General features: G+C 40.1%; 18 protein-coding genes. 10 read left to right on the forward strand and 8 right to left on the reverse strand.

Annotated features, from left to right (window positions below):
• Positions 1 to 88: 88 nt before the first annotated feature.
• A complete protein-coding gene (rep, locus tag KK487_RS01335) occupies positions 89 to 2,107 on the forward strand; it encodes a DNA helicase Rep (RefSeq protein ID WP_076923014.1) in 2,019 nt (672 codons plus the stop codon).
• A gap of 13 nt (positions 2,108 to 2,120) precedes the next feature.
• Here the strand turns inward: rep and KK487_RS01340 are convergent, their stop codons facing one another.
• The 3 genes from KK487_RS01340 to elbB all read right to left on the reverse strand — a co-directional run bounded on the left by KK487_RS01340 (position 2,121) and on the right by elbB (position 6,123).
• Positions 2,121 to 4,685: a bifunctional diguanylate cyclase/phosphodiesterase gene (locus tag KK487_RS01340; protein WP_013463870.1), complete on the reverse strand. Its 2,565-nt coding sequence runs from the start codon at positions 4,683 to 4,685 to the stop codon at positions 2,121 to 2,123.
• A 174-nt stretch (positions 4,686 to 4,859) separates the two neighbouring features.
• Positions 4,860 to 5,252, reverse strand: coding sequence for a c-type cytochrome (locus tag KK487_RS01345; protein ID WP_024602126.1), 393 nt, complete (start codon positions 5,250 to 5,252; stop codon positions 4,860 to 4,862).
• A 223-nt stretch (positions 5,253 to 5,475) separates the two neighbouring features.
• On the reverse strand, positions 5,476 to 6,123 hold the full coding sequence (elbB, locus tag KK487_RS01350) for an isoprenoid biosynthesis glyoxalase ElbB (protein ID WP_171040101.1): 648 nt from the start codon (positions 6,121 to 6,123) through the stop codon (positions 5,476 to 5,478).
• 510 nt (positions 6,124 to 6,633) lie between these two features.
• Between elbB and polA the strand changes: the two genes are divergently transcribed.
• The 3 genes from polA (at position 6,634) to KK487_RS01365 (ending at position 10,972) form a co-directional block, all read left to right on the forward strand.
• Complete coding sequence (gene polA, locus KK487_RS01355; RefSeq protein ID WP_138764323.1) at positions 6,634 to 9,369, forward strand: DNA polymerase I; 2,736 nt, start codon at positions 6,634 to 6,636, stop codon at positions 9,367 to 9,369.
• Positions 9,370 to 9,869: 500 nt separating this feature from the next.
• Positions 9,870 to 10,457, forward strand: coding sequence for a YceI family protein (locus tag KK487_RS01360; protein ID WP_013463874.1), 588 nt, complete (start codon positions 9,870 to 9,872; stop codon positions 10,455 to 10,457).
• On the forward strand, positions 10,454 to 10,972 hold the full coding sequence (locus tag KK487_RS01365) for a DUF1285 domain-containing protein (RefSeq protein ID WP_138764322.1): 519 nt from the start codon (positions 10,454 to 10,456) through the stop codon (positions 10,970 to 10,972). Before KK487_RS01360 ends, KK487_RS01365 begins: the two co-directional genes overlap by 4 nt.
• On the opposite strand, the gene yihA is transcribed toward KK487_RS01365, so the two are convergent.
• Positions 10,973 to 11,629, reverse strand: coding sequence for a ribosome biogenesis GTP-binding protein YihA/YsxC (gene yihA, locus KK487_RS01370; RefSeq protein WP_013463876.1), 657 nt, complete (start codon positions 11,627 to 11,629; stop codon positions 10,973 to 10,975).
• A gap of 281 nt (positions 11,630 to 11,910) precedes the next feature.
• Here yihA and KK487_RS01375 point away from each other — a divergent pair, with 281 nt between their 5' ends.
• The 3 genes from KK487_RS01375 to KK487_RS01385 all read left to right on the forward strand — a co-directional run bounded on the left by KK487_RS01375 (position 11,911) and on the right by KK487_RS01385 (position 14,388).
• A complete protein-coding gene (locus KK487_RS01375; protein WP_013463877.1) occupies positions 11,911 to 12,543 on the forward strand; it encodes a c-type cytochrome in 633 nt (210 codons plus the stop codon).
• A 732-nt stretch (positions 12,544 to 13,275) separates the two neighbouring features.
• On the forward strand, positions 13,276 to 13,860 hold the full coding sequence (yihI, locus tag KK487_RS01380) for a Der GTPase-activating protein YihI (RefSeq protein WP_013463879.1): 585 nt from the start codon (positions 13,276 to 13,278) through the stop codon (positions 13,858 to 13,860).
• 12 nt (positions 13,861 to 13,872) lie between these two features.
• The gene (locus KK487_RS01385) at positions 13,873 to 14,388 is read left to right on the forward strand and encodes a DUF2489 domain-containing protein (protein WP_138764321.1); all 516 of its coding nucleotides are present in this window, start codon (positions 13,873 to 13,875) and stop codon (positions 14,386 to 14,388) included.
• Between the two features lie 71 nt (positions 14,389 to 14,459).
• On the opposite strand, the gene hemN is transcribed toward KK487_RS01385, so the two are convergent.
• Together hemN and yjgA are read right to left on the reverse strand one after the other, a co-directional pair.
• Positions 14,460 to 15,833, reverse strand: coding sequence for an oxygen-independent coproporphyrinogen III oxidase (hemN, locus tag KK487_RS01390; protein WP_028834476.1), 1,374 nt, complete (start codon positions 15,831 to 15,833; stop codon positions 14,460 to 14,462).
• A gap of 116 nt (positions 15,834 to 15,949) precedes the next feature.
• Complete coding sequence (yjgA, locus tag KK487_RS01395; protein ID WP_013463882.1) at positions 15,950 to 16,474, reverse strand: ribosome biogenesis factor YjgA; 525 nt, start codon at positions 16,472 to 16,474, stop codon at positions 15,950 to 15,952.
• A 145-nt stretch (positions 16,475 to 16,619) separates the two neighbouring features.
• On the opposite strand from yjgA, the gene pmbA reads away from it, so the two are divergent.
• From pmbA to KK487_RS01410, 3 genes are all read left to right on the forward strand, one after another.
• Positions 16,620 to 17,969, forward strand: coding sequence for a metalloprotease PmbA (gene pmbA / locus KK487_RS01400; RefSeq protein WP_013463883.1), 1,350 nt, complete (start codon positions 16,620 to 16,622; stop codon positions 17,967 to 17,969).
• Positions 17,970 to 18,078: 109 nt separating this feature from the next.
• A complete protein-coding gene (locus tag KK487_RS01405; protein ID WP_036955747.1) occupies positions 18,079 to 18,558 on the forward strand; it encodes a DciA family protein in 480 nt (159 codons plus the stop codon).
• A 239-nt stretch (positions 18,559 to 18,797) separates the two neighbouring features.
• Complete coding sequence (locus KK487_RS01410) at positions 18,798 to 20,870, forward strand: M13 family metallopeptidase (RefSeq protein WP_215521904.1); 2,073 nt, start codon at positions 18,798 to 18,800, stop codon at positions 20,868 to 20,870.
• Positions 20,871 to 20,978: 108 nt separating this feature from the next.
• Here the strand turns inward: KK487_RS01410 and mutT are convergent, their stop codons facing one another.
• A complete protein-coding gene (mutT, locus tag KK487_RS01415) occupies positions 20,979 to 21,377 on the reverse strand; it encodes an 8-oxo-dGTP diphosphatase MutT (protein WP_013463886.1) in 399 nt (132 codons plus the stop codon).
• Positions 21,378 to 21,448: 71 nt separating this feature from the next.
• Positions 21,449 to 24,157, reverse strand: a complete 2,709-nt coding sequence (gene secA, locus KK487_RS01420) for a preprotein translocase subunit SecA (protein ID WP_013463887.1) — start codon at positions 24,155 to 24,157, stop codon at positions 21,449 to 21,451.
• Between the last annotated feature and the right edge of the window lie 534 nt (positions 24,158 to 24,691).

The following is a 24,691-nucleotide window of genomic DNA, read 5'->3' on the forward strand; positions in this document are numbered from 1 at the left end:
ATGATAATAACTAATATTACCTTATTGGCTAGGCGTATTGTAGTGATTACGTTAAAATTGCCCGTCTTTTTGCAATCAGCTAGTCGTTATGAAACTCAATCCTAAACAAGATGAAGCGGTAAAGTACATTAGTGGTCCTTGCTTAGTATTAGCCGGCGCAGGCTCGGGTAAAACACGAGTTATCACCAACAAAATTGCTTACTTAGTACAGAAGTGTGAGTATCAAGCGCGTAATATTGCGGCGGTTACCTTTACCAATAAAGCGGCTAAAGAAATGCGCGAGCGGGTTTTGCAAACCTTAGGAAAGCAAGAGTCAAAAGGTTTATGGGTCTCTACATTTCATACACTCGGGCTTGAAATCATCAAAAAAGAGTTAAAAACACTCGGGTTCAAACCTGGTTTTTCGTTGTTTGACGACCAAGATACGAATCAATTACTTGCTGATTTAACCGAAGATGAGCTTAAAAAAGACAAAGACTTACTTAATCTACTTAAAATGCAAATTGGTAGCTGGAAGAATGAACTCATTTTACCAGAGCAAGCTATTCGCGAAGCCAGAGAGCCACAAAAAGCCTTGTTTGCTCAGTTATATGCGCGTTATCAAAATCAGCTTCGCGCTTATAATGCACTCGACTTTGATGATTTAATTATGATCCCCACGCTGCTTTTAAGCAGTAATGCCACATCACGTGAGCGTTGGCAGCAGCGTTTTCGGTATTTACTGGTGGATGAATACCAAGATACTAATACCAGCCAATACCAATTAGTAAAATTGCTGGTTGGTGAACGTGCACGCTTTACTGTGGTAGGAGATGACGATCAGTCAATTTACTCTTGGCGTGGTGCTCGCCCACAAAATTTGGTGTTATTAAGTAAAGACTATCCAGGATTAAGATTAATAAAACTAGAGCAAAATTACCGTAGTGCAGGGCGCATTCTTAAAGCGGCTAATATATTAATTGCAAATAACCCCCATGAGTTTGAAAAAAAGCTCTTTAGTGAACTTGGCTATGGTGAGCAAATTAAAGTCATTGGTTGTCGCGATGAAGAGCATGAGTCTGAGCGTGTGGTTGCAGAGATTATTTCTCATAAGTTTATGAAGCGCACCAGCTATAAAGATTACGCGATTTTGTACCGGGGTAATCACCAAGCGCGTGGTTTTGAAAAGTCGTTAATGAGTAACCGTATACCTTATAAAATTAGCGGCGGGATGTCGTTTTTTTCACGTTCTGAAATTAAAGATATCATGGCTTACTTACGTCTTTTAGTGAACCAAGATGATGACAATGCCTTTTTAAGAATCGTGAACACGCCACGGCGTGAAATAGGCACGGTGACGCTTGAAAAACTAGGCACCTTAGCCAATGAAAAACATCAAAGCTTGTTTGCCACCTGTTTTGATAACGACTTAGGATACAGACTAAAAGGACGTGGTTTTAATGCGTTAGCTGGGTTTGCCCGTTGGGTGGTTGAGCTGTCGGATAACGCAGTACGCAGCGATACCTTAGAAGCGGTCAAAGATTTAGTGCGAAATATTAATTATGAAGCCTATTTATATGAATCATCACCGAGTGCCAAAGCCGCCGAAATGCGGATGAAAAATGTCTCGGAGCTGTACCGTTGGATCACCGATATGCTGACTGGCGATGCCGATAATCCGCCAATGACGTTAGCTGAAGTGGTTAGTAAATTGACCCTGCGCGATATGCTAGAGCGTAACGAGGAAGAAGATGAAGCAGATGCAGTACAATTACTTACGCTGCATGCTTCAAAGGGACTCGAGTACCCTTATGTATTTATGGTAGGCATGGAAGAGGGGCTATTACCACACCAAGTAAGCATTGATGAGGATAATGTAGATGAAGAGCGCCGCCTTGCCTATGTAGGTATTACCCGCGCGCAGCAAGAGCTAACCTTAACGTATGCTAAAATTCGTCGTCAATTTGGTGAAACATCGCAAACGGAGCTCAGCCGGTTTGTGCAAGAGCTACCACAAGATGACTTAGCCTTTGAAAACAAAAAAGCGCCTAATACTCAAGCTGAACGCATGGAAAAAGGCCAAGCTCGGGTTGCAAATTTAAGGGCAATGCTAAAAAAACCACAATAGCATGTGTTTAGCGTTATTTTGATTCTGAGCTTATAAGTGTTGAACGTATCGCGCTTTTAAGTGGGTGCTGTTTGGCAACAAACAAGTTCAAGCCATGCTTATCTAAAAGGGCTCTGAAGTTTAATATTGACGGGCCTTTAGCAATCACTTTAATGTGTTTAAGTTTAGTGATAGCCAGCAAACCTTGTAGCTGCAAGTCATAGCATTCCTGCTGCAATATTCGTTTACTGAAAGTGGAGCTTAATAGTAAGTAATCAAATTCTATCTCGGTCACTAAATTAAGCTCGCATTTATCCTTTGCGAAATTATTTAGACCAATAGAGTAGCCCAGCGCTTTAAGCTGTTTTAAGTTTTCTAGTTGCAGCGCACTGGCGTAACGTAATTCTTGATCATCAAACAACAAACAAAGTGGATCAATGTTTAATGGCTGCTTTAGTGCAGCAGTTAATAAAGAGAACTCATGCTTTTCTAAAAGCAGACTTGAGCAAGGCAGAAGAGCAACGCTTATTTCAGAGTCTTTCGCTTGTTGATACGCTTGTAAAATCAGTTGGAGTTCTACTTTTATATGCTGTTCTTTATCACTTGCAAATTTCTTTAAAATATCAAAACTAGTAAAGCCAAGTACAGGGTGTTCACCAAACGCTTCAAATAATGAGGCATATTGATAATGCTCATCCATAGAAATAATATCTGAGCTACGAAACGTCATAGGTAATACATCAAGATGGTGCAATGTTTGTGACTCATGTTGCAGCATTGGCTCTGTGAGTAACGGGTGAAATAATTCGAAGCGATTTTTACCAGAGTTTTTAGCGTAATACATTGCGGCATCAGCATCTCTAATAATTTCATCTGTATGTTTATAGCTTTGTTTTGAATAAGTGATACCAATACTCGCGCCGCTTTGCACACAAATACCTTTTGTACAAAAAGGTTTTCGCATGATGTTGATGATTCGATTTGCAACATCTTCAGCTTGGTTTGGCTCGGTTAAATGAGTGAGTAAAATTACAAATTCATCTCCCCCTAAGCGTGCTAATAAATCATGCTCACGGATACATTGAGAGAACAACTGACCCACGCTAATTAAAAATTCGTCTCCGGCATGGTGCCCAAGCTGGTCGTTTATATCTTTAAATTTATCAAGATCAATAAACAGTACCGCAAAGTGCTCATCAGGGTGACGTTGGTAAAACTGTAGCGTTTTTTCTAGCTGCGTTAAAAATAAATTACGATTAGGCAAGCTTGTTAATGAGTCATGGTGCGCATCGTGATACAGCTGCTGCTCTATTTTTTTACGCTCATCAATTTGCATCTGTAAATGCAAATTTGCTTGGCTTAGCTCTTTGGTTTTTTCGTTTACTCGAGAAGCGAGCTCTTGGTGGCTCTTTTTCAGCGCCTGTGAGGCTAATTTTGTTTGTAATACCGTGGCAATTTGATGCGATACAAAGGTTATGAGTTCTGCATCATCTTGTGTGAAAAGGTGTTCATTATTATAAGCTTGGCAAACAATTAAACCTATAACTCCTTGCGATGTTTTTAGCGGAGCGCCAAGCCAGCTGGTGGCTCTTCTAGATTCATCAATTGGTTTTTCACGCTCTACAATGCCACTATCTAATAACTCTTGTGCTCTTTGCGGGTGAATTATTTGTGTTTCTTCGGTGCTGATCACCAGCTCACTGTACCCTTTTGCAAAGCGCCTTGGTTGGGTGCTGCCTTGAAATTCGTCAACACTGTAAGGAAAACTAATCCAGCCCGTTTCTTTATCATACAAGGCAATATAAAGATTTTTTGCGTAAGTGATGGTTTTTATTATTTCGTGTATTTGAAAATAAGCATCATCTAGGTTTTTAGCTTGAGTTGTCAGCTCTGAAATTTTAAATAATATTTGCTGGCGTTGCAGGGCGCTTTTTCGCTGTTGTATTTCAACATTTAAAGCATCATTGCTTTGCGTTAATGCACGGGTTCTTAGTTTTACTTCTGATTCGAGCAACTCTCGTTTCTTAACGCGTTCAATAGCTGTCGCTAAATAAAGTGACATTGCTTCAAGTAGGTTTATTTGTTGCGAACTATAACCTTGCTCAGTGTCGTAACTTTGCGCTGCTAATACGCCAATAATATTTTTTTCTTGATAAACTGGAACGCCTACCCAGTGTTCTGCAGGTGTACCTAATGCTTTGAATAAGCCTTGCTGTGCAGCATCATGCATTTGTTGCTTAGTGAAATAAGTGGTCTTTCCTTGCTTAAACACATAACCCGTTGCGCCTTCTTCAAAATTATTCTCCCGATTAAGTGGTACAGAAATTCCATCTTTTTCATCAGAAAAATAAGACAGTTCCAACTGTTGTGATTGCGGCTCAACAAGCACCACATAAAAGCTTTTACTCGGGACATACTTTTGTAAAATGTCATGAATAGCTGGGTAAAGTAAGGTTAATTCGGCAACAGTACTTGCTTGCTCTGATAGCTGTATCAGGGCATTGTGGAGGTGGTAGGCATGTTTGTACTTTTTCAATAGTGCTTTTAGTCGTTTATTTTGGCGCACTACGCTACTCGGTACAATGAGTTTATCTTCCAATGATGTTTAACCAGTTATAATTTTTTGTATAGTTATTAATCATTATAGTTCCACTTTTAACATTTTGCGTCAAGTAGATATTTATCTTAATTATGCTGCGAAAAATCGATAATTAGAAACAAAAAAGGCTTACTGTGAGTAAGCCTTTCATTTATAGTTTTAGCCTGACTGATTTTATTTAGCAGTCATAAAGTCGATTGCTGCGCTTATTTCATCATCAGAACAATCCATACATGTACCACGTGGCGGCATTGCATTGAAGCCGTTGATTGCATGATCTAATAAGGTATCTTTTCCTTTAGCAATACGAGGAGCCCAATCGTCAGCTGATTTAGGAGCGCCTAAAGCACCTGTACCATGACAAGCAAAACAGGCCGCTTGATATACTTGCTCGCCTGAACGAGGCCCTGTTGGTGCAGCAACCTCTACTTTTTCACCTTCAAGGTAAACAGCACCGATAGGCGCTAAACGTTTTTTAATTGCATCTTCAGTCATAGAGTTATCATATGGCTGTGCGTATGCGGTGGTTGCTAGCACAAGTAATGCTGCAGCTGATAGTTTTTTCATTTTGCCTTGCCCACTTCAATTTGAACGTGATCAATCACGATTTTAAATGACGGAATTTAAACCAATTATAACTCCACTAAGTCATTTATAAAATGCTCAGAGTCGATTTTATTTAGAAATACGACTAATGATTGTCTTAACTCAATAAAATTACATGGTTTAGCGCATAGTTAAATTATAAAACGGGATCATCACGCCTTTAATGCGATCAAAGCCCTTACGACTAACTCATAGCTAATACGTTACGCACTAACTTATCGATTCCTGCATCTGCATCCATAATAGACTGTGCCAACATATAGGCCGGTGTCGTAACGAGTTTATTGCTTTTATCAATAACAATATCATCCACTTTACACTCTACGTGTTCAGCGCCTAATGTGCTAAGAGCCTCGGCTGTGTCGCTATCATTACCAATAGTAAGCTGAGGTTTATGATAAATAAAAGGCAATAGAGCCGGTGCAATACACATGTAACCCGTGGCTTTTTTTGCATCCGCAAACGCTTTACAAGCGCTAAGTACTGCCTCGTTTACTTTAGCGTTAGTGCCATTAATAGCAAAGTCAGATAGATTTTTAGCTACCCCGAAGCCCCCAGGGATAATGAGTGCATCAAATTGTGTAACGTCTAATTCAGCGAGTGACTTTATATTGCCACGGGTGATGCGAGCTGATTCAACTAATACATTTCGCGGCTGTGCTATTTCTTCACCAGTGATGTGATTAATGGTGTGGTACTGCTCTATATCAGGTGCAAAGCACTGATACTGAGCATTATTTTTTTCAATGTGTAATAAAGTCAGTACCACCTCATTAATTTCACTACCATCAAACACACCACAACCTGCTAAAATTACAGCTATATTTTTCATATCATTTCGCTCCATTAAAGTCTCTTAAATAAAGTTTAACACGATGAATCAGCCGATTTAAAAATTTATTTGCTCGTTTTTTAGGCGCAAAGCACGTTGTTATGCGCTATATGCCATTTAGTGATTAGTAGCCATGAAAAAAATTATAAAGGATCGCTATGATCTTTGATCCATTATGCTAGAATGCTCATCCAGTTATTTAAATGGACGTAAATAATTAAGGTGGGTTATAAAACCAGTGACGGTATAAATGCTTTTTCCACATTAATAAAAAAATAATAAAAAAGAACCTCGAATTATCTTTTTTTAAACAAAACAATAAATTACAAATTAATCTAGGCATTTCAAGATGCTTCGGATGAATTGCCTGTGGGTGTTATCTACATAGTTATCCACAACTTACTAAAAATGTAGCGCGATTACTCACATTAATTCACAGTCGTTTTATTTACTGCCTTATGGCATGCTTACACTCATATTACTTTTTTGTATTTAGGATCCAATTTTACCATGGCTCAGATCCCCGAAAACCCGCTTATTTTAGTTGATGGCTCTTCATATTTGTTTCGTGCTTATCATTCACCACCACATCTAACGAACTCTAAGGGTGAGGCCACCGGTGCCATTTATGGCGTGGTAAACATGCTTAAAAGTTTGATCAAACAATATGATCCCTCACATATGGTGGTGGTATTTGACGCCAAAGGTAAAACCTTCAGAAATGATATGTACAGTGAGTATAAAGCGAACCGTCCGCCAATGCCTGATGATCTGCGTACTCAAATAGCGCCGCTGCACAGTATTATCAAAGCAATGGGTTTTCCGTTAATTAGTATTGAGGGCGTGGAAGCCGATGACGTAATCGGTACTTTTGCACGGATTGCCTCTGAGCAACAACGTCATGTGCTGGTATCGACTGGTGATAAAGATATGGCGCAGTTGGTCAATGAGCATGTAACCTTGATTAATACCATGACCGACAGTATTTCAGATCCCGAAACTGTGGTTGAAAAGTTTGGTGTTGGACCTGAACTTATTATCGATTATTTAGCTTTAATGGGCGACAAAGTAGATAATATTCCTGGCGTTGAGGGTTGTGGACCTAAAACAGCAGTTAAATGGTTACAAAAGTACGGATCGCTTCAGGGCGTGATTGATAATGCTTCTGATATAAAAGGTAAAATAGGCGAGAAACTGGCAAAAGCGATTGATCATTTACCGTTAAGCTATGAGCTTGCCACTATTAAATGTGATGTTGAGGTTGAATCTGATCTTGATACTTTTAAATTACAAACACCGAATAAAGACGAATTAATTGCCTTATACGGTGAATGTGAGTTTCGTCGTTGGCTAGCTGAATTGCTAGACAACCCAAAAGATGCCGACACACATTTAGCAGTACCAACGCAAGAGAATGAGCTGCCAAAAGTTGAAGATGCGCACTATGAAACTATTTTAACTGAGGCCCAATTTAAGACATTAATAGAACAGCTTAATGAAGCTGAGCTATTTGCTTTTGATACAGAAACAACCAGTTTAGAGTATATGAAAGCGCAATTGGTCGGTATGAGCTTTGCGGTTAAAGCAGGGGAAGCGGCTTATTTACCAATAGCACACGATTACCCCGGTGCGCCCGATCAGTTAAGCCTTGAATTTGTGATGCAAAAGTTGGGGCCAATATTAGCAGACGAAAATAAAGCTAAAGTAGGTCAAAATCTTAAATACGATAAAAGCGTGCTTGCCAATGCAGGCTACGAATTAAATGGTATTAAGTTCGACACTATGCTGGAGTCTTATGTATTTAATAGCGTAGGCACCCGTCATGATATGGACTCGTTGGCGCTTAAATACTTAGGCCACAAAAATATTAGCTTTGAAGATATTGCTGGTAAAGGTAAAAAGCAGCTTACATTTAATCAAATAGAACTTGAAAAAGCAGCGCCTTATGCCGCTGAAGATGCCGATATTACTTTGCGTTTGCACCAAGTGTTATGGCCGAAACTTGAAGCGGATGAAAAACTAAAATCGGTGTTTGAAGATATAGAAATGCCACTAGTAAGTGTTATTTCTGATATTGAGCGCACTGGTGTTGCTATCGACAGCAACATGTTGGCCACGCATAGCCAACGTTTAGGTGAGCGATTACTTGAGCTTGAAAAAGAAGCGTTTGAAATCGCGGGCGAACCGTTTAACTTAAGCTCACCAAAGCAACTACAGGTGCTGTTATTTGAAAAGCTCGAATTGCCCGTTATCAAAAAAACACCCAAAGGCGCGCCTTCTACAGCAGAAGAAGTACTGCAAGAGTTAGCACACGATTACCCGCTGCCTAAAGTGATTATTGAGCATCGTGGTTTATCTAAGCTCAAATCAACCTACACCGATAAGTTACCCTTGATAGTCAATGAACGCACGCAGCGAGTGCATACTTCTTATCACCAAGCGGTAACAGCAACGGGTCGATTAAGCTCAAGCGATCCTAATTTACAAAATATTCCTATTCGTTCAGAGGAAGGGCGTCGTATTCGTGAAGCGTTTATTGCCGCAGATGGGTATAAAATTGTGGCTGCCGATTACAGCCAAATAGAACTGCGTATTATGGCGCATCTCTCGCAAGATAAGGGATTACTAAGCGCATTTGCTAATGGCTTAGATGTTCACAGTGCCACGGCTGCTGAAGTATTTGGGGTTGAGCTTGAAGAGGTAACATCAGATATGCGCCGTAAAGCTAAAGCGGTAAACTTTGGCTTAATTTATGGCATGTCAGCATTTGGCTTAGCACGTCAACTTGATGTACCACGCCATGAAGCGCAGCATTATATTGATAAATATTTTGAGCGTTTTCCAGGTGTTTTAGAATACATGGAAACAACGCGTGAGAAAGCGGCCGAAAATGGCTATGTAGAAACAATTTTTGGCCGTCGCTTACATTTACCAGAAATAAATGCGCGCAATGGCGCTCGTCGCAAAGGCGCTGAGCGCGCAGCAATTAATGCGCCGATGCAAGGCACTGCGGCTGATATTATTAAAAAAGCGATGTTAAGCGTGCATGCTTGGGTTAATCAGCAAGCACCTAATACAGTTAAGCTGCTCATGCAGGTACACGATGAATTGGTATTTGAGATTAAAACAGAATGTACTGAGCAATATACCAAACAGATTTGTGAGCTGATGTCACAAGCGGCGCAGTTAGATGTACCACTTATTGTTGAAGCTGACGAAGGTGATAACTGGGAACAAGCACACTAATTTAGCGCTACTGTACTGGTTTTAATATAGGCCAAATACAGAGTCCAAAAAGAGAATCATAAAGCGCCGCTAGGCGCTTTTTCTTCATCTTGCAGGTTAAAAAAAAGTTAAATTAAACAGCAGTTTGTATTAAATCGTTAGAGGTTCGTCAATTCGCTACGATTATCAATAATATGCTTGTATTTTTACACTTGCTTTTGGTAAAGTGCCGCCCGTCCTCATCCTGTAGGACATCCTGTTGATGATGCATCGTAAGATGCAACGTATTAATAGCTTCTCCCCAGTTTGCTATATCGGCCTATCATATATTTGATGGGCCGTTTTTTTATTGTCTTGCATCCAAGCGTTAAATTTATTCTCTAATTGCACTTAGCGTTTCAAGTGATACCATCAGTCTACTTAGCATTTTCGATTTACCACACAGTAACTAATGATTTTCAGCTGGGCTGATCAAAGTATTATTTTTACCGGTATAAGTCTTTTTATTTTAGGAGTGCATTATGTTTAAAACGTTAGCTATCGCAGGTTTATCTTTATCATGTTTACTAGTTTCAGGTGCTGCATCGGCAAACTGGCAACTATTGAACGATAAAAGCCAATTAAGTTTTGTATCAATTAAAAAAAATAGCATTGCTGAAGCAAGTCACTTTACTCAGTTAGCAGGGCAGCTGAGCGATCAGGGTCAATTTAGCGTAAACGTTGATTTAACCTCAGCCGAAACCTTTATCCCTATCCGTAACGAACGTTTAAGTAAAATATTGTTTGAGTCTGACACGTTTGCAAACGCAGTATTAACCGCTGACTTATCTGATAAGTTGTCACTTATTAAGCAACCAGGGCAGTACGTATTAAAAGGTATTAGCGCTGAGCTAGACTTTCATGGTCATAAAAAGCCACTTGCTGTTGATGTACTCGTAAGCAGTGCGGCCAATGGAGATTTAAGTGTGGCATCATTCACTCCTATCATTATCAACAGTGATGACTTTAAGATCACCGAAGGGGTAATGCAGTTACAAAAATTAGCCGGATTACCTTCAATTGCTACTGCCGTGCCAGTTACTTTTGCACTGACATTTAAAAAACAGTGATTTCACTTAACGAGCTTAGCAAGCAACTCAGCGAGCCAAGCAAACCTTTTAAACAATGGCAGCCCGCTCACTGCGGGCAGTTACCATTATTGATTGATGAGCAAGGTAAATGGTTTTACGCAGGTAGTGAAATTACCCGTCAATCAATGGTGAAACTTTTTTCCAGTGTATTATGCAACGAAGATGGGCAGTTTTACTTAAAAACACCCGTAGAAAAAATCGCGATTGAGGTGAAGGATGCGCCTTTTATTATTGTAAATTGGCATAGTGAAAAGACATCAGAGGGAAGTGTTATTTGTTGTATTGATAACTTAAACCGTACATGGTTATTAAGTCGTTCTGAGTCACTTTATATCAATGACTACAAAGGCGCGGCTGTGCCTTATATGCAGTTACCCTACGGCTGCTTTGCGCGAGTTGCGCGAAATGTGTTTTATCAGTGGGCTGAAATAGCCGAAACAGATGAGCTCGGCTATTTTATTACCTCCGCACAGCAGAAATTTTACTTACAGTAATTATTCGCTATCTGGCGCTACTAAATCAGCAGGTGGAACGGCCACGATTGGGCCTAAATACCACTCATCTAGCTTTTTAGCGACTTCTGGTAAGCCGGTGCCTTTAAGTGATGAAAATGCATGAACCGTAATATCGCCATCTAATTCACTTAACTCACGACGTACGCTAAGAACTTGTGATTTACGCGGACCTTGCTTTAGCTTATCGGCTTTAGTTAATAGTGCCAATACCGGAATTTCACTGCCTACAGCCCAGTTAATTAAGTCGCGGTCTAAATCTTTTAATGGATGACGAATATCCATTAATACCACAATACCTTTTAAACTTTGACGTTTTTGCAGGTATTCGCCTAGCGATTTTTGCCATTTCTTTTTCATTTCAATCGGCACTTTTGCAAACCCATAGCCAGGTAGGTCAATTAGGCGCATATTATCTACATCGGCAAGTTCAAAGGTGTTGATCAGCTGAGTACGGCCGGGTGTTTTACTGGTTCGTGCTAACTTTTGATCGGTTAGGGCATTTAGCGCACTTGATTTACCTGCATTAGAGCGACCGGCAAACGCGACTTCAATTCCCGTATCAGCAGGTAATTTAGTGATGTCTGGCGCGCTTGTAACAAAAGACGCAGTGTTATACTTGATACGAGATTTGAGCACAGGCTCTCCTAAAACTTAAAAAAATAACATTGGGTAAACCAAATTCACCCGTGGCGCGTATTTTATACTATAAAGTAGCTATTAAAAAGTGTATTTGAGCATGTAAGATCATTGCTGACAGTACATTTTAACTGGCTTAGCGTTTAATTTTACTCAAAACCCTATAATTTATAGGTTTAATGTGTGTAGAAAACGTGCCAGAGAATTTAATATCGTGTAGAATATAAAAATCACAACATCCATATTGTAGATGATACAGGGTCGGAAACAGAGAATTCACCATGAAAAAAATAGCACTATCTTTAACTATATTGCTTGGTGCGTTGTCAGCAAGCAACGCAACAGCATTTGATGGCGATGTAAACGCAGGTAAAGAAAAATCAGCAACGTGTGCGGCTTGTCACGGCCCAGACGGTAATGCGCCGGTTAACATCTACCCAAAAATTGCAGGCCAACACGCAGATTACATATACAAGCAACTTACTGAATTTAAATTAGGTATGACTTCGGGCGGTAAAGAAGGTCGTATGAATCCAGTAATGAGCGGTATGGCAATGCCATTAAGTGATCAAGATATGAAAGACTTGGCTGCTTACTTTGCTTCTTTGAACATGTCTGAAGGTGCTACACCGAAAGATGTTCAAGAAACAGGCGCAATGTTATATAAAGCAGGTGATGCTGAGCGCGGTATCCCATCATGTGCGGCTTGTCATGGTCCACGTGGTAATGGCTCTTCACTTGCTAAATTCCCAAAGATTTCTTTCCAACATCCAGAATACATCAAGTCACAACTTGAACAGTTCAGAGATGGTGTTCGTAATAACGACCTAAATGGTGTTATGCAGGACATTGCAAAGAAACTAACAGATAAAGACATTGAAACACTCTCTAAATACCTTGGTGGTCTACACTAAAGTCGTATTTATTTAGATGTTGTTAACATAATATAATGTTAATTAGTGAAAAAGGCAGCTTTAGCTGCTTTTTTTGTGCCTGCCGTGACCGATAAAGCTCCTTCTCTTGTAAGACATTGACCATACTTTGGTGTAAGAAAAATCTCATTTTATTTTTATTTTTTAATATAACTTATTGTAATTTATATTTTTTAGTGTTTTTTGTCATATGTAGTACAAGAAAAAAGATATAAATTAGTTGTAACAAAATTATTAACGAGTAAATTAACCCCTGTCGCAAAAACAATAACAAATAGGAAAACGTTATAAGGATAGTAGCGCGGCACGACTGAATAGCACATAGAGTGTGCTACCAAAGGAAATATCAAAAAAGTGTTAGGAAGACCGAAAATAATAAAATACTCATGGAAGTTTAATAATAAAAACAAAATGGAATGCTACACGGAAGATAAATAATAAAAATACGGATAGAAAATAATAATAAAAACAATAAAGACTAAAAAGTCGAAGGGAGAAGTGTCCATATAATGGCGCTCAGATTAGTAGGCGGTAGAGATGTTTTCTCTACCGCCTTTTTATTTGTCCTGTTACAATACCCCCCGTTTAAAAAAAGCACCTTAACTGTGCTTTGGCGCGCAAAACGCCCAAACTGAATTATCCTGGCTAGGCCAGCACCGCGATGCCCATTGAGTTGCGCCTCGCTCAAAACCTCTTAAGTGAGACGATCAAGATATGAGTAGAAAGAAAAAGTCACGTAAAATTCCATCAAATGGTCCCGTTCGTTTAAGTCAAGATAAGCTTAAAGAAATGCGCGCATTGAAAGAGCAACGTGTTAAAAAAACTAAGGGCGCTAAGCCTGGTTCACGTAATGCACCGGATGCATTGAGTAATGACACTCAAAAAGCAGGTTCGGCTGCTAAAGATAAACGCGTTGGTAGTAAAAAAGCAGTGCCATTGGTTGCACCTGCTGCTGAGCCAAAAATCGAAATGAAACGTAACCTTAAACCTGTAGCAGAGCTTAAAAAGGCTGTTGAACCAGAATTAACGCCTGAACAAGAGTTAGAAGCCCTTGAAAATGATGAGCGCTTACTTAAATTAGTTGAGCGTCATGAGCAAGGTGAAATGCTAACGGGTAAAGATGCAAAATACTTTAATAGCCGCATAGCGCGTCACCAAGTGCTTTGTAAATTATTAGGCATTGAAGATGAAGAAGAGTTTGAAGATGACTTCAGCGATGAAGACAGTAATTCAGACTTTGATCAATACCTATCAAACGATCTAGCGAATGAATGGCTAGATGACGACGAAGATAAGTAATAAGGACACGCAATGAGTACAGCAGTGATCTTAGCCTTAGTTGTAGGTGCTGCTATTATAGCGGGCTTGGCATTTTATGCGGGTCAGTTGCTCTATCAGCTAAATGTGCAAAAAAAGCTAATTAGCAAAAAACAGGCAGAGCAACAGCAAAAGCTAAAACAGTCGCGTTTAAAGCGTAATGCGAAGTTAGCCGATAGTATTCATTTAATTGCACGTGCTATGAATGAAAAGCAATGTGATTATTCTGAGGGGTGCTTACGTATTTGGGTGCTTATGTCGCAATATAGTTTTGATACTGAGCGCGACCTAACGAGTGCATACCCGGGTATTTATAAAATGTACGACGTGGTAAAAGAAATGCCAACCCATGATTCGCGCAAAAAGTACGCTAAAAAAGAAATTTTTAAGCAAGACACGGCGCGCTGGCGCGCAGAAGAATCACTGAGTGATGAAATAGAAGCTGACTGTAAAAAAATTATTGTTGAGTTTAAAGCAGCCCAAGGCAGCGAAAACGTGGTTTTTAACTAGCGCTTAGATTTTACGGCATATATAAAAAAAGCAGACCTTGGTCTGCTTTTTTTATGCGTGCTAGTTTTAAATTATATAACGCGTGAGAAGCGAGTGGCATTTATCTGTTTTTGTAAATGCGCATCAAAGCACATACAAATAATACGAATAAATAAATTCCCTTTTGGTGTTACGCTAATTAGGTTGTTTTCTATTGTTACCATTTCATCGGCAATTAATGGTGCGAGTGCCTCTAAAGCATCTTGAAAGTAGTCATTAAAGCTGATTTTATGTCTGTTAGCGAATACGCTCATATCAAGCTCAAACTGGCAAATAAGCTGCTTAATCGCATCGGCGCGAATAATATCATCTTGGGTTAAATGCATGCCTTTATTAATGGCACTGCCTGCTTGCTCATCAACTGCTTGATAATAATGTTTTAACTCTTTTTTATTTTGTAATATCGCTGTGCCTATTTGCGAAATAGACGAGACACCTAAGCCCAATAAGTCGCACTCGCCATGAGTGGTGTAGCCTTGAAAATTACGATGCAGCTGATTCGTATTTTGTGCAATGGCTAGCTCATTATCAACTTTTGCAAAGTGATCCATACCTATAAATTGATAGCCCGCCTGCGTCATTTGCTCTAGGGTATTTTTAAACATGGTGAGCTTATTATGCGCACTGGGTAAATCGGCGTCTTTAATTTTACGTTGGGCGGCAAAACGTTCTGGTAAATGAGCGTAGTTAAATACTGAAACGCGGTCAGGGTTTAAGGCAATAAGTTGCTCAATCGTTTGCGTAAAGCTCTCAGGTGTTTGTAGTGGCAGGCCATAAATCATATCAGCATTAATTGATTTAAAGCCCAACTGTTTTGCTTGGGTAATTAATTGCTTTACCTCATCAACATGCTGAGGGCGATTAACAGCCAGCTGAACCTGATCATTAAAATCTTGAATACCAAATGACACACGATTAAACCCCAACTCGCTTAAATCAACCAGCATATTGTCAGCCAGTGAGCGAGGGTCGATTTCGATACCGCGCTCGCAGGTATCGCTAAAGTTAAAGTGTTGCTCTAGCAGCTTTACTAAGCGCGTCATTTGCGCTGCGGTTAAAAAAGTTGGTGTGCCGCCCCCTAAATGTAATTGCTCAACCCGATAATCTTGAAACAGCGGTGCTTGTGCTGCAATTTCTTTAGCTAAAAAGTCTAGGTAGGTATCGGCTTTAGATTGGTGGCGAGTAATGACTTTATTACAGCCACAGTAATAACAAAGCTGACTACAAAAAGGAATATGAATATATAAAGACAACGAACGGGTTTGCGATGATTCAATAGCGCTAATCAAATCTTGTTGCTGATAACCATCAGCTAACGAAAGCGCGGTCGGGTAAGACGTGTAACGCGGGCCCGATACATTGTATTTGTTTATTAAAGTTTGATCCCATTGAGGAAGTTTAATCATCACGCGCACCTTATCTTTTAAGTTGCTGCGTATTGTAAAAAAGCAAAGAGGAGGAGGTTTTGATCTACAACAAAAAAAGGTGCCGCAGCACCTTTTTAATATATAACGCGGCTGCGTTACATTATGGCGTCTTTTAAGTACTGAAATAACTCTTTGTAGCTTCTCGCTGGTTTTTCAGCTTTTACTTCTTTGGCAGCATTACGCACCATTTGGCGCATTTTTTGGCGCTCAAGAGCTGGATATTGTTCAATTGTTTCGTTGATTAAGTCATCGCCTTGTTCAATTAAATCACTGCGCAGTTGCTCAATTTTTTTGATCATAACCTCAGCTTGGTTATTTTTATTAAGCATGACATCAATGATCGCTTTAATTTCTTCAATATTTTCTACCGTACGAAGGGTTTTTGCGATGTAATTTAAATGTCGGCGGTAGGCATCACTTTTATTACTTATTTTATCAGCAACCACCATTGCTTCTTTTAAGTCATCATTGAGCGGCAGGCGTTCGCGCTGCTTTTTACCCATTTTGGCAATTTCAGATCCTAACTGATGAAACTCTTGCGCTTCGCGCTTAAGTTCACTTTTTGATACATATATAATTTCTTCTTCAATTTCAGCAGGCTTGCCTTTTTTCTTCGCCATGGGGTGCTCTTAAATAAAAATAACTTCATCTATTATACGCGATTCTTTTAGTGATTAATATTAGCTGATGTGGTGCAGTGAGTGTGTTAGCATTTAAATATAAAAAATGTGTGCAATATGGCCTTCAGGGCTCAGGACAGAATTTATGAAAAGCCAACACCAAGATCCAATTTATTCGCAAATCTCTCAAGTAAAAGACGCTGTATCAGAAGTACTTGAACATGCTAAAAAACTAGGTGCTACCGCTGCAGAAGCTGCTATGTCTAGCACTTCGGGGCTGTCGGTAAGTACGCGCATGGGGGAGGTAGAAACCATTGAGTTTAATCAAGACGGTGGTTTAGGTATTAGCGTGTATGTTGGCAATAACAAAGGCTCGGCATCAACGGCTGATTTAAATCCTAAAACATTACGTGCTGTGGTCGAAAAAGCCATCGATATTGCTAAATTCACTTCAGACGATCCATGTAATGGCATTGCTGATAAAGAACTGCTTGAGTTTGCCCCTAAAGATTTAGACTTGTTTCATCCTTGGGATGTAAGCCCAGAGCAAGGGATTGATTTGTGTCATGCAGCAGAGCAAGCCGCATTAAACGCCGATGAGCGAATTGTGAATTCAGATGGCGCTAGCTTTTCATCGCATCAAGGGTTGCGAGTATATGGTAACAGCCATGGTTTAATTGCCGGCTTCCCTCGAACCCGTCACAGCATAAGCACTATGGTGATAGGTAAAGAGGGCGAGCATATGCAGCGCGACTCAGCCTACACGATTTCTCGCGATCAAGCAGGGTTAAAAGATGCAGCAAGTGTTGGACTTGAAGCTGCAGCAGAAACCCTAGCAAAACTAAACAGCCAAAAACTAGGCACCATGAAAGTGCCGGTTATTTTTAGAGCCGATATTGCTAATTCATTGTTTGGCCATTTAGTATCAGCAATTGGTGGTGGCGCACTGTATCGTAAATCCAGCTTTTTATTGGATAGCTTAGGCACGCAGGTATTTAGCAAAACCGTTAATATTTCAGAGCGTCCGCACTTACTTAAAGGTTTAGCATCATCGCCATTTGATAGCGAAGGGGTTAAAACTCTCGACAGAGAAATAATTCACGGTGGCGAGTTACAAACGTATTTATTAGCAAGCTATGCGGCACGTAAAATGAATATGACCCCAACAGGGCACGCTGGCGGTATTCATAATTGGTTAGTAGAACAAACGCATCAAGATTTAACTGCATTATTAAAAACCATGGGTACGGGCTTATTAGTTACAGAATTGATGGGGCAGGGCGTGAATACTGTAACCGGTGACTACTCTCGCGGTGCGGCTGGTTTTTGGGTTGAAAATGGGGAAATACAATACCCAGTAAGCGAAATTACGATTGCTGGTAATTTAAAAGATATGTTCAAAGGTATTTCCGCTATAGGTGGCGATATAGAACGTCGCGGCGGGATTCAGACTGGTTCAGTACTGATTGAACAAATGCAAGTAGCAGGTGCTTAATACCCATCCGCAATAATATTTATTTCAGTGAATTGGTATAAACCCACTTTGCTTGCTTAAATTAAGTTTAATTTAAGCAAGCCTTCTTTTGATGTTTTTAAGGTGTGATATGGCTAAAGATAGATATGCGCCAAAACCGTTAACCGATATTATGGCTGGGCTGAACAACCGCTTAGCAGCCTATGCGGGAAAAAGCCAAGCACTGGATACACAGCAACAATTGTTGCGCGATTTCTTAGGCCCTAAGTTAGGTGAAAAGTGCCGAGTAAGTAATTACCGTGACGGCACCTTAATGATAGAAGCCGTTTCTGCACCTATTGCCCTTAGGCTTAATTATTTAAAAATGGACATGCAATCGCATTTTAGAGCCGCGGGTATGGCCGAGCTTGGGCAAATAAAAATTACTGCCAATCCACAGGCAACTCAACGGTTAAGCACTCGACCTAAAGTGGCTGATGGCAAACCAACGAATTCCCTTAAAATGAGTGAACAAACGGCTGATTATTTAAATGCGATCGCCGATTCTGCTCCACCGTCATTAAAAGAAAAGCTTCAACGCTTAGCTTTACATGGTAAAAATAAACCTTAATTAAATACCATTTAACACCTTGCTCGGTTTGTTTTGCTGGCTTTAAAATACTTTGTTACATATTCGATTTTATTGTTATTTAAATCAGGTTTATCATGCCTAGTTAGTACTTCCTAAATTAGGTTGTAGCTGATGCGTATTTCATTAAGCAGATAATAGACTGCATCCTATTGTTGTTTTTTTGAGTTATCAAATCTTAATGAAATGCGTATTTATTCTAATTAATATACGGAATTCTTATGAAAAAAATAACAATGACTGCCGCCAGTATTGCATTGGCGTTAGGTTTGGTTGGTTGCGGCGAAAAGCCACAAGAAATGCAAGCAGAAGCAATAACAGTAACCGCACCGGTAGCAACCCCTGGTGCCTTAGGTGTTGATTTACAAAATATCGATAAAAGTGTTCGTGCACAGGATGATTTTTACTACCACGTAAACGGTAAATGGTTAGAAAAAACTGAAATCCCTGGCGATAAGTCAAACTATGGGTCGTTCTCACAGTTATATGATGAATCGCAAAAAGCAATGAAAACAGTACTAGAAAACGCCAGTACCAATAGCAGCGCAAAGCCAGGTTCAGATGAATATAAGATCGGCGCATTTTATACTAGCTACATGGCTGAAAATGCTCGTGAAGAGTTAGGGATGTTACCACTTGAGCCAGCTATTAAAAGCATTGATACAGTAAAAGATAAAGCCGCGTTGGTTACACTGATGGCACAGCTACAAGTTAAAGGCGGAGATCTTCCTTTTGGCTGGTATGTTAATAATGACGCTAAAAACTCAAGTGAAAATGCGCTTTATGCCTATCAAGCGGGACTTGGTTTACCTGACCGTGATTATTATTTAAAAGATGATGAAAAATTCACAAAAATTCGCGCGGCATATCAAACCTATATTACCGATATTTTAGCTAAAGCTGGCGTTAATAATGCCGCTGATGCAGCCAAAGCGATACTTGCCCTTGAAACGACACTTGCTGATGCACAGTGGAGTCGGGTACAAAGTCGTGATGCAACAAAATCATATAATAAAATGTCAGTAGCTGAAGCTAACACGTTAATGGGAGATTTTGATTTAAGTGCTTACTTTGAAGCCGTTGGTGTTGATGCCCAAGAGTTGATTGTGCGCCAACCAAGTTACTTTGAAAAATTTGCAGACATTTTCAAAAATACAGACTTATCGGTTTGGCAAAACTACTTAAAATTCCATTTCGTTAGTAATTACGCGCAGTTGCTAAATAAAGACTTAGTGGATTTGAAATTTAATTTTTACAGCACCACATTGCGCGGTGTTGAAGAGCAAGCGCCACTTTGGAAGCAAGCCGTTGATGCATCAAACAGTGTACTGGGTGAAATTTTAGGTAAAGTCTACGTTAAAGAAAACTTCCCGCCAGAAGCGAAAGCGCGCATGGAAGAATTAGTTGATAACGTGATTAAAGGCTATTCAGTGGCAATTGAAAACCTTGAGTGGATGAGCCCTGAAACAAAAGTTGCGGCGCAAGAAAAGCTGGATAAGTTTACGCCTAAAATTGGTTACCCAGATAAATGGAAAGATTATTCAGATTTAGTAATTAATCCTGATGAACTAGTAGGTAACTATATTCGCTACAGTGAGTGGGCTTATGCAGATATGATTGCTAAATTAGGTAAGCCAGTTGATCGCTCTGAGTGGCATATGACGCCACAAACAGTGAATGCTTACTACAACCCAGTGAATAACGAAATAGTATTCCCTGCGGCGATTTTGCAGCCTCCTTTCTTTAATTTAGAAGCAGATGATGCGGTTAACTATGGTGCTATTGGTGCGGTTATTGGCCATGAGTTAGGCCATGGCTTTGATGACCAAGGTGCAAAATACGACGGTGATGGCAATTTACGTAATTGGTGGAGCGAGTCAGACCTTAAGCAGTTTGAAGAGCGAAGTGCTGCCTTAGTTGCGCAGTATAATCAATATAAACCGTTTGAAGATGCCAGCGTTAATGGTGAGCTGACACTGGGTGAAAACATTGGTGATTTAGGCGGCTTAACCGTCGCTTATAAAGCGTATCAATTATCGCTGGGTGATTCTAAAGCGCCCATTATTGGAGGCTATACGGGCGACCAACGCTTCTTTATGGGCTGGTCGCAAATTTGGCGTCGTAAATACCGTGATGAAGCATTGCGCAATCGTTTAATGACCGATTCACATTCACCGAGTCATTATCGCGTGATTGGTATTTTGTCGAACATACCGGAATTTTACCAAGCGTTTGATGTTAAAGAGGGCGATAAAATGTATATCAAGCCTGAAGATCGCGTAAAAATTTGGTAATTTAAGCTGAAATTAGCTTAAGCGGTTAGCCCCACTAATCGCAAAATAAAAAGCCAGTGAGCATGATGCCCACTGGCTTTTTAGTTACTTTTATACCTGATGATAAAACTAGCTATATTTCGTTTTTATGGCGCTGATAATCTCGACATTGGCTGCAGGAAAATCATAGTTATCAAGTTCGTCTATACTTACCCATTCGCTTGGTTGCCCTTCTGCGCCATGAGCTTGACCATTAAAGTTACTGACCACGTGTACATTAAGTCGTACGCATTTATCGCCATAGTCGTGCTCTATAGTGACAAGTTCGCTTGAGCTATGAATAGTCAGTCCTACTTCTTCAAATAATTCGCGCTTCAGTGCTTGAAAAACACTTTCTCCAGCTTCAATTTTTCCGCCTGGAAATTCCCATAAGCCGCCTTGGTGCTGTTCATCTGCACGTTTACAAATAAACACATTGTTATTTTTTTTAATTACACCCACAGCAACATTGATGATTACTTTAGTCATTATCTCTCCCTTAAATAGCATAAAAAAAAGCGACGCAAGCGTCGCTTTTTATCTAACTTAACAAAGTGGTGTTATTTTAATTTACCACAACATTGTTTGTATTTTTGACCTGAACCACATGGACATGGATCGTTACGACCCACTTTTGGCTCGCTACGCGCCATAACCTGAGCGCTTTGTGGTGCTTCACCACCTACGTGCTCTGCTTCTTCATGTTGATATTCGCGAGGGGCATTTTCACTTTTACGGTGTTGCTCTTCTACTTTTTCAACATCTTCTTCAGCGCGAACTTGCACTTTACTTAAAATACCGACGACATCGACTTTTAAGTTTTCTAGCATTTCAGAGAACAATTCAAACGACTCACGTTTGTACTCTTGCTTAGGATTCTTTTGTGCATAACCACGTAAGTGAATACCTTGGCGTAAGTGATCCATTGCAGCAAGATGGTCTTTCCAATGCTGGTCAAGACTTTGAAGCATAATGGCTTTTTCAAACTGACGTAGTACAGAATCGCCAACCATTTCTTCTTTTTGCTTGTAAGCTTGTTCAACCGCTTCTTCAATACGCTCACGCAGTTTTTCTTCGTACAGTTTATTGTCATCAGCTAACCACTGAGTAATTGGTAACTCAATTAAGAAGTCTTGTTTTAAGCGTTCTTCAAGTCCTGGTATATCCCACATTTCAGCCAAGCTTTGTGGAGCAATGTATTGATCAATCACACCAGCGAGCACATCACCACGGATAGCAGTAATCGTTTCTGAAATATCACCTTCTTCAAGCAATTCATTACGTTGAGAGTAAACAACACGACGTTGGTCGTTTGCTACATCATCGTACTCAAGTAGCTGTTTACGCACATCAAAGTTACGTGCTTCTACTTTACGCTGAGCGTTTTCGATTGCGCGGTTAACCCATGGATGTTCAATCGCTTCACCACGTTGCATACCTAGTTTACGCATCATATTAGTCATGCGCTCACCAGCAAAAATACGCATTAACGCATCGTCCATCGATAGGTAGAAACGGCTTGAACCGGCATCACCTTGACGGCCAGAACGACCACGTAATTGGTTATCAATACGACGTGATTCATGACGCTCAGTACCAATAATGTGTAAGCCGCCAGCATCAATTACCGCATCATGGCGAATTTTCCATGCTGCTTTTATTTCAGCAATTTGTTCGTCAGTTGGGTTCTCAAGTTTTTCAACTTCGCTGTTCCAGTTACCACCAAGTACGATATCGGTACCGCGACCGGCCATATTAGTGGCAATGGTGACTGTGCCTGGTAAGCCCGCATCAGAAACAATGTCTGCTTCTTGTGCGTGGAATTTAGCATTAAGTACGTTGTGCTTAATTTTTTCTTTGCGTAAAAACTGCGATAAGTACTCAGAGCTTTCAATTGAGATAGTACCTACAAGTACCGGCTGACCACGTTCTTGACAGTCTTTAATGTCTGCTAAAATCGCTTCGTACTTTTCTTCTTGCGTTAAGTAAACTAAATCAGCGCGATCATCGCGGATCATTGGTTTATTGGTTGGCATAACCACAGTGTCTAAACCGTAGATAGACTGAAACTCAAACGCTTCTGTGTCGGCTGTGCCTGTCATACCTGCTAGCGTTTCGTACAAGCGGAAGTAATTTTGGAACGTAATAGAGGCTAATGTTTGGTTCTCGTTTTGAATTTTCACACCTTCTTTTGCTTCTACAGCTTGGTGTAAACCTTCTGACCAACGACGCCCTTCCATAGAGCGACCTGTGTGCTCATCAATAATGATGACTTCGTTTTCTTTAATAACGTAGTCAACATCTTTTTGGTAAAGCTTATGCGCACGAAGAGCTGCATAAACGTGGCTAAGTAGCGTGATGCTCGCTGCTGAATACAGTGAGTCACCTTCTTCAATTAGGCCGCGCTCGGTAAGTAACTCTTCTACTTTTATTTGCCCACGCTCAGTAAGATGAACTTGCTTAGATTTTTCATCGATGGTGAAATCGCCATCGCCTTCAATTCCTTCCTCGTCTTCTTTTTCTTGTAATTCAAGTAGAGGAACAATGGTATTAATTTCAGTGTATAGCTCAGAGCTATCTTCAGCGGGACCAGAAATAATCAGTGGCGTACGTGCTTCATCAATAAGGATTGAATCCACTTCATCCACTACAGCATAAAATAATGGGCGTTGTACGCGCTCATCAATACTAAATGCCATGTTGTCACGCAGGTAATCAAAACCAAATTCGTTATTGGTACCGTAAGTGATGTCAGCTGCATAAGCTTGTTTTTTCTGTTGTGGCATCATGCCCGGAACATTACAGCCTACGGTTAACCCTAAAAATTCAAATAATGGGCGATTGGTTTCAGCATCACGTTTGGCCAAGTAGTCATTCACGGTAATGACATGAACACCTTTACCTGTTAAACCATTTAAATAAGCCGGCAGTGTCGCTGTGAGTGTTTTACCTTCACCGGTACGCATTTCTGCGATACGACCTTGGTGTAAAACCATACCACCTAATAACTGCACGTCGAAATGACGCATACCGTTTACACGCTTTGATGCTTCACGCACCACTGCAAATGCTTCTGGTAGAATATCGCCTAAGCTTTGTCCGTTATCGTAACGCTCTCTAAACTCGGCTGTTTTAGCTTTTAAATCTTCATCTGAAAGCGCTTCTAGCTGCGTTTCAAGTGCATTGATCAGTGCGACCGTCTTTCTTAGGTTTTTAATAGTGCGGTCATTGCGACTACCAAAAATCTTGGTAAATAAATTAGATATCATGATAAAACCGTTACAATGTGTTTTTTTGCTAGCCGTGCATCGGCTAACCCATTTTTTACAATTGATAATTAATGTATTCTTTAAATTAACCTTTAGGACACATTAATTAGCAATTTTGTATTAAGCTGCTTAAAAAGCACTGTTTATTACCTGCGCTACTATACCAGACTCTGCTAAACATCAAACTACCTCAATAAAAAGATCTTCATTTAAAACAGAAAAATGAGATCTCGCTCATAAAAATAGCGTTATGTAACGAAACTTGATTCAAACTGCAGATAAACAGACCCTAAAGATATGGTGCTGAATAAATTAAAAACAAGAGCAAAGCGCTTAAATTTCACCCTTAAACGCCTTGTTAGCAGCCATCGTTTTTTAAAGCTTAAATTGAGCAATCGTTTTATATATTACTCTCGGTAAGTCACTTAAGTCATACGCTTTATCTGCAGGTATGTAATGAATGGTTGCGGTATCATTAAAGAGATTACTAATCGAAAAAAAGCGTGTGTTAATATCTTCTGCAACCAGCGTTTG

It is taken from the genome of Pseudoalteromonas sp. SiA1 (assembly GCF_018732205.1).
GTDB classification, from domain to species: Bacteria; Pseudomonadota; Gammaproteobacteria; order Enterobacterales; family Alteromonadaceae; genus Pseudoalteromonas; species Pseudoalteromonas tetraodonis.

Excerpts from the sequence above, each read along its gene's own strand:
- rep (WP_076923014.1), top strand. The coding sequence starts at position 89 with ATGAAACTCAATCCTAAACAAGATGAAGCGGTAAAGTACATTAGTGGT.
- KK487_RS01345 (WP_024602126.1), bottom strand. The coding sequence starts at position 5,252 with ATGAAAAAACTATCAGCTGCAGCATTACTTGTGCTAGCAACCACCGCA.
- elbB (WP_171040101.1), bottom strand. The coding sequence starts at position 6,123 with ATGAAAAATATAGCTGTAATTTTAGCAGGTTGTGGTGTGTTTGATGGT.
- polA (WP_138764323.1), top strand. The coding sequence starts at position 6,634 with ATGGCTCAGATCCCCGAAAACCCGCTTATTTTAGTTGATGGCTCTTCA.
- KK487_RS01360 (WP_013463874.1), top strand. The coding sequence starts at position 9,870 with ATGTTTAAAACGTTAGCTATCGCAGGTTTATCTTTATCATGTTTACTA.
- KK487_RS01375 (WP_013463877.1), top strand. The coding sequence starts at position 11,911 with ATGAAAAAAATAGCACTATCTTTAACTATATTGCTTGGTGCGTTGTCA.
- yihI (WP_013463879.1), top strand. The coding sequence starts at position 13,276 with ATGAGTAGAAAGAAAAAGTCACGTAAAATTCCATCAAATGGTCCCGTT.
- KK487_RS01385 (WP_138764321.1), top strand. The coding sequence starts at position 13,873 with ATGAGTACAGCAGTGATCTTAGCCTTAGTTGTAGGTGCTGCTATTATA.
- hemN (WP_028834476.1), bottom strand. The coding sequence starts at position 15,833 with ATGATTAAACTTCCTCAATGGGATCAAACTTTAATAAACAAATACAAT.
- yjgA (WP_013463882.1), bottom strand. The coding sequence starts at position 16,474 with ATGGCGAAGAAAAAAGGCAAGCCTGCTGAAATTGAAGAAGAAATTATA.
- pmbA (WP_013463883.1), top strand. The coding sequence starts at position 16,620 with ATGAAAAGCCAACACCAAGATCCAATTTATTCGCAAATCTCTCAAGTA.
- KK487_RS01405 (WP_036955747.1), top strand. The coding sequence starts at position 18,079 with ATGGCTAAAGATAGATATGCGCCAAAACCGTTAACCGATATTATGGCT.
- KK487_RS01410 (WP_215521904.1), top strand. The coding sequence starts at position 18,798 with ATGAAAAAAATAACAATGACTGCCGCCAGTATTGCATTGGCGTTAGGT.
- mutT (WP_013463886.1), bottom strand. The coding sequence starts at position 21,377 with ATGACTAAAGTAATCATCAATGTTGCTGTGGGTGTAATTAAAAAAAAT.
- secA (WP_013463887.1), bottom strand. The coding sequence starts at position 24,157 with ATGATATCTAATTTATTTACCAAGATTTTTGGTAGTCGCAATGACCGC.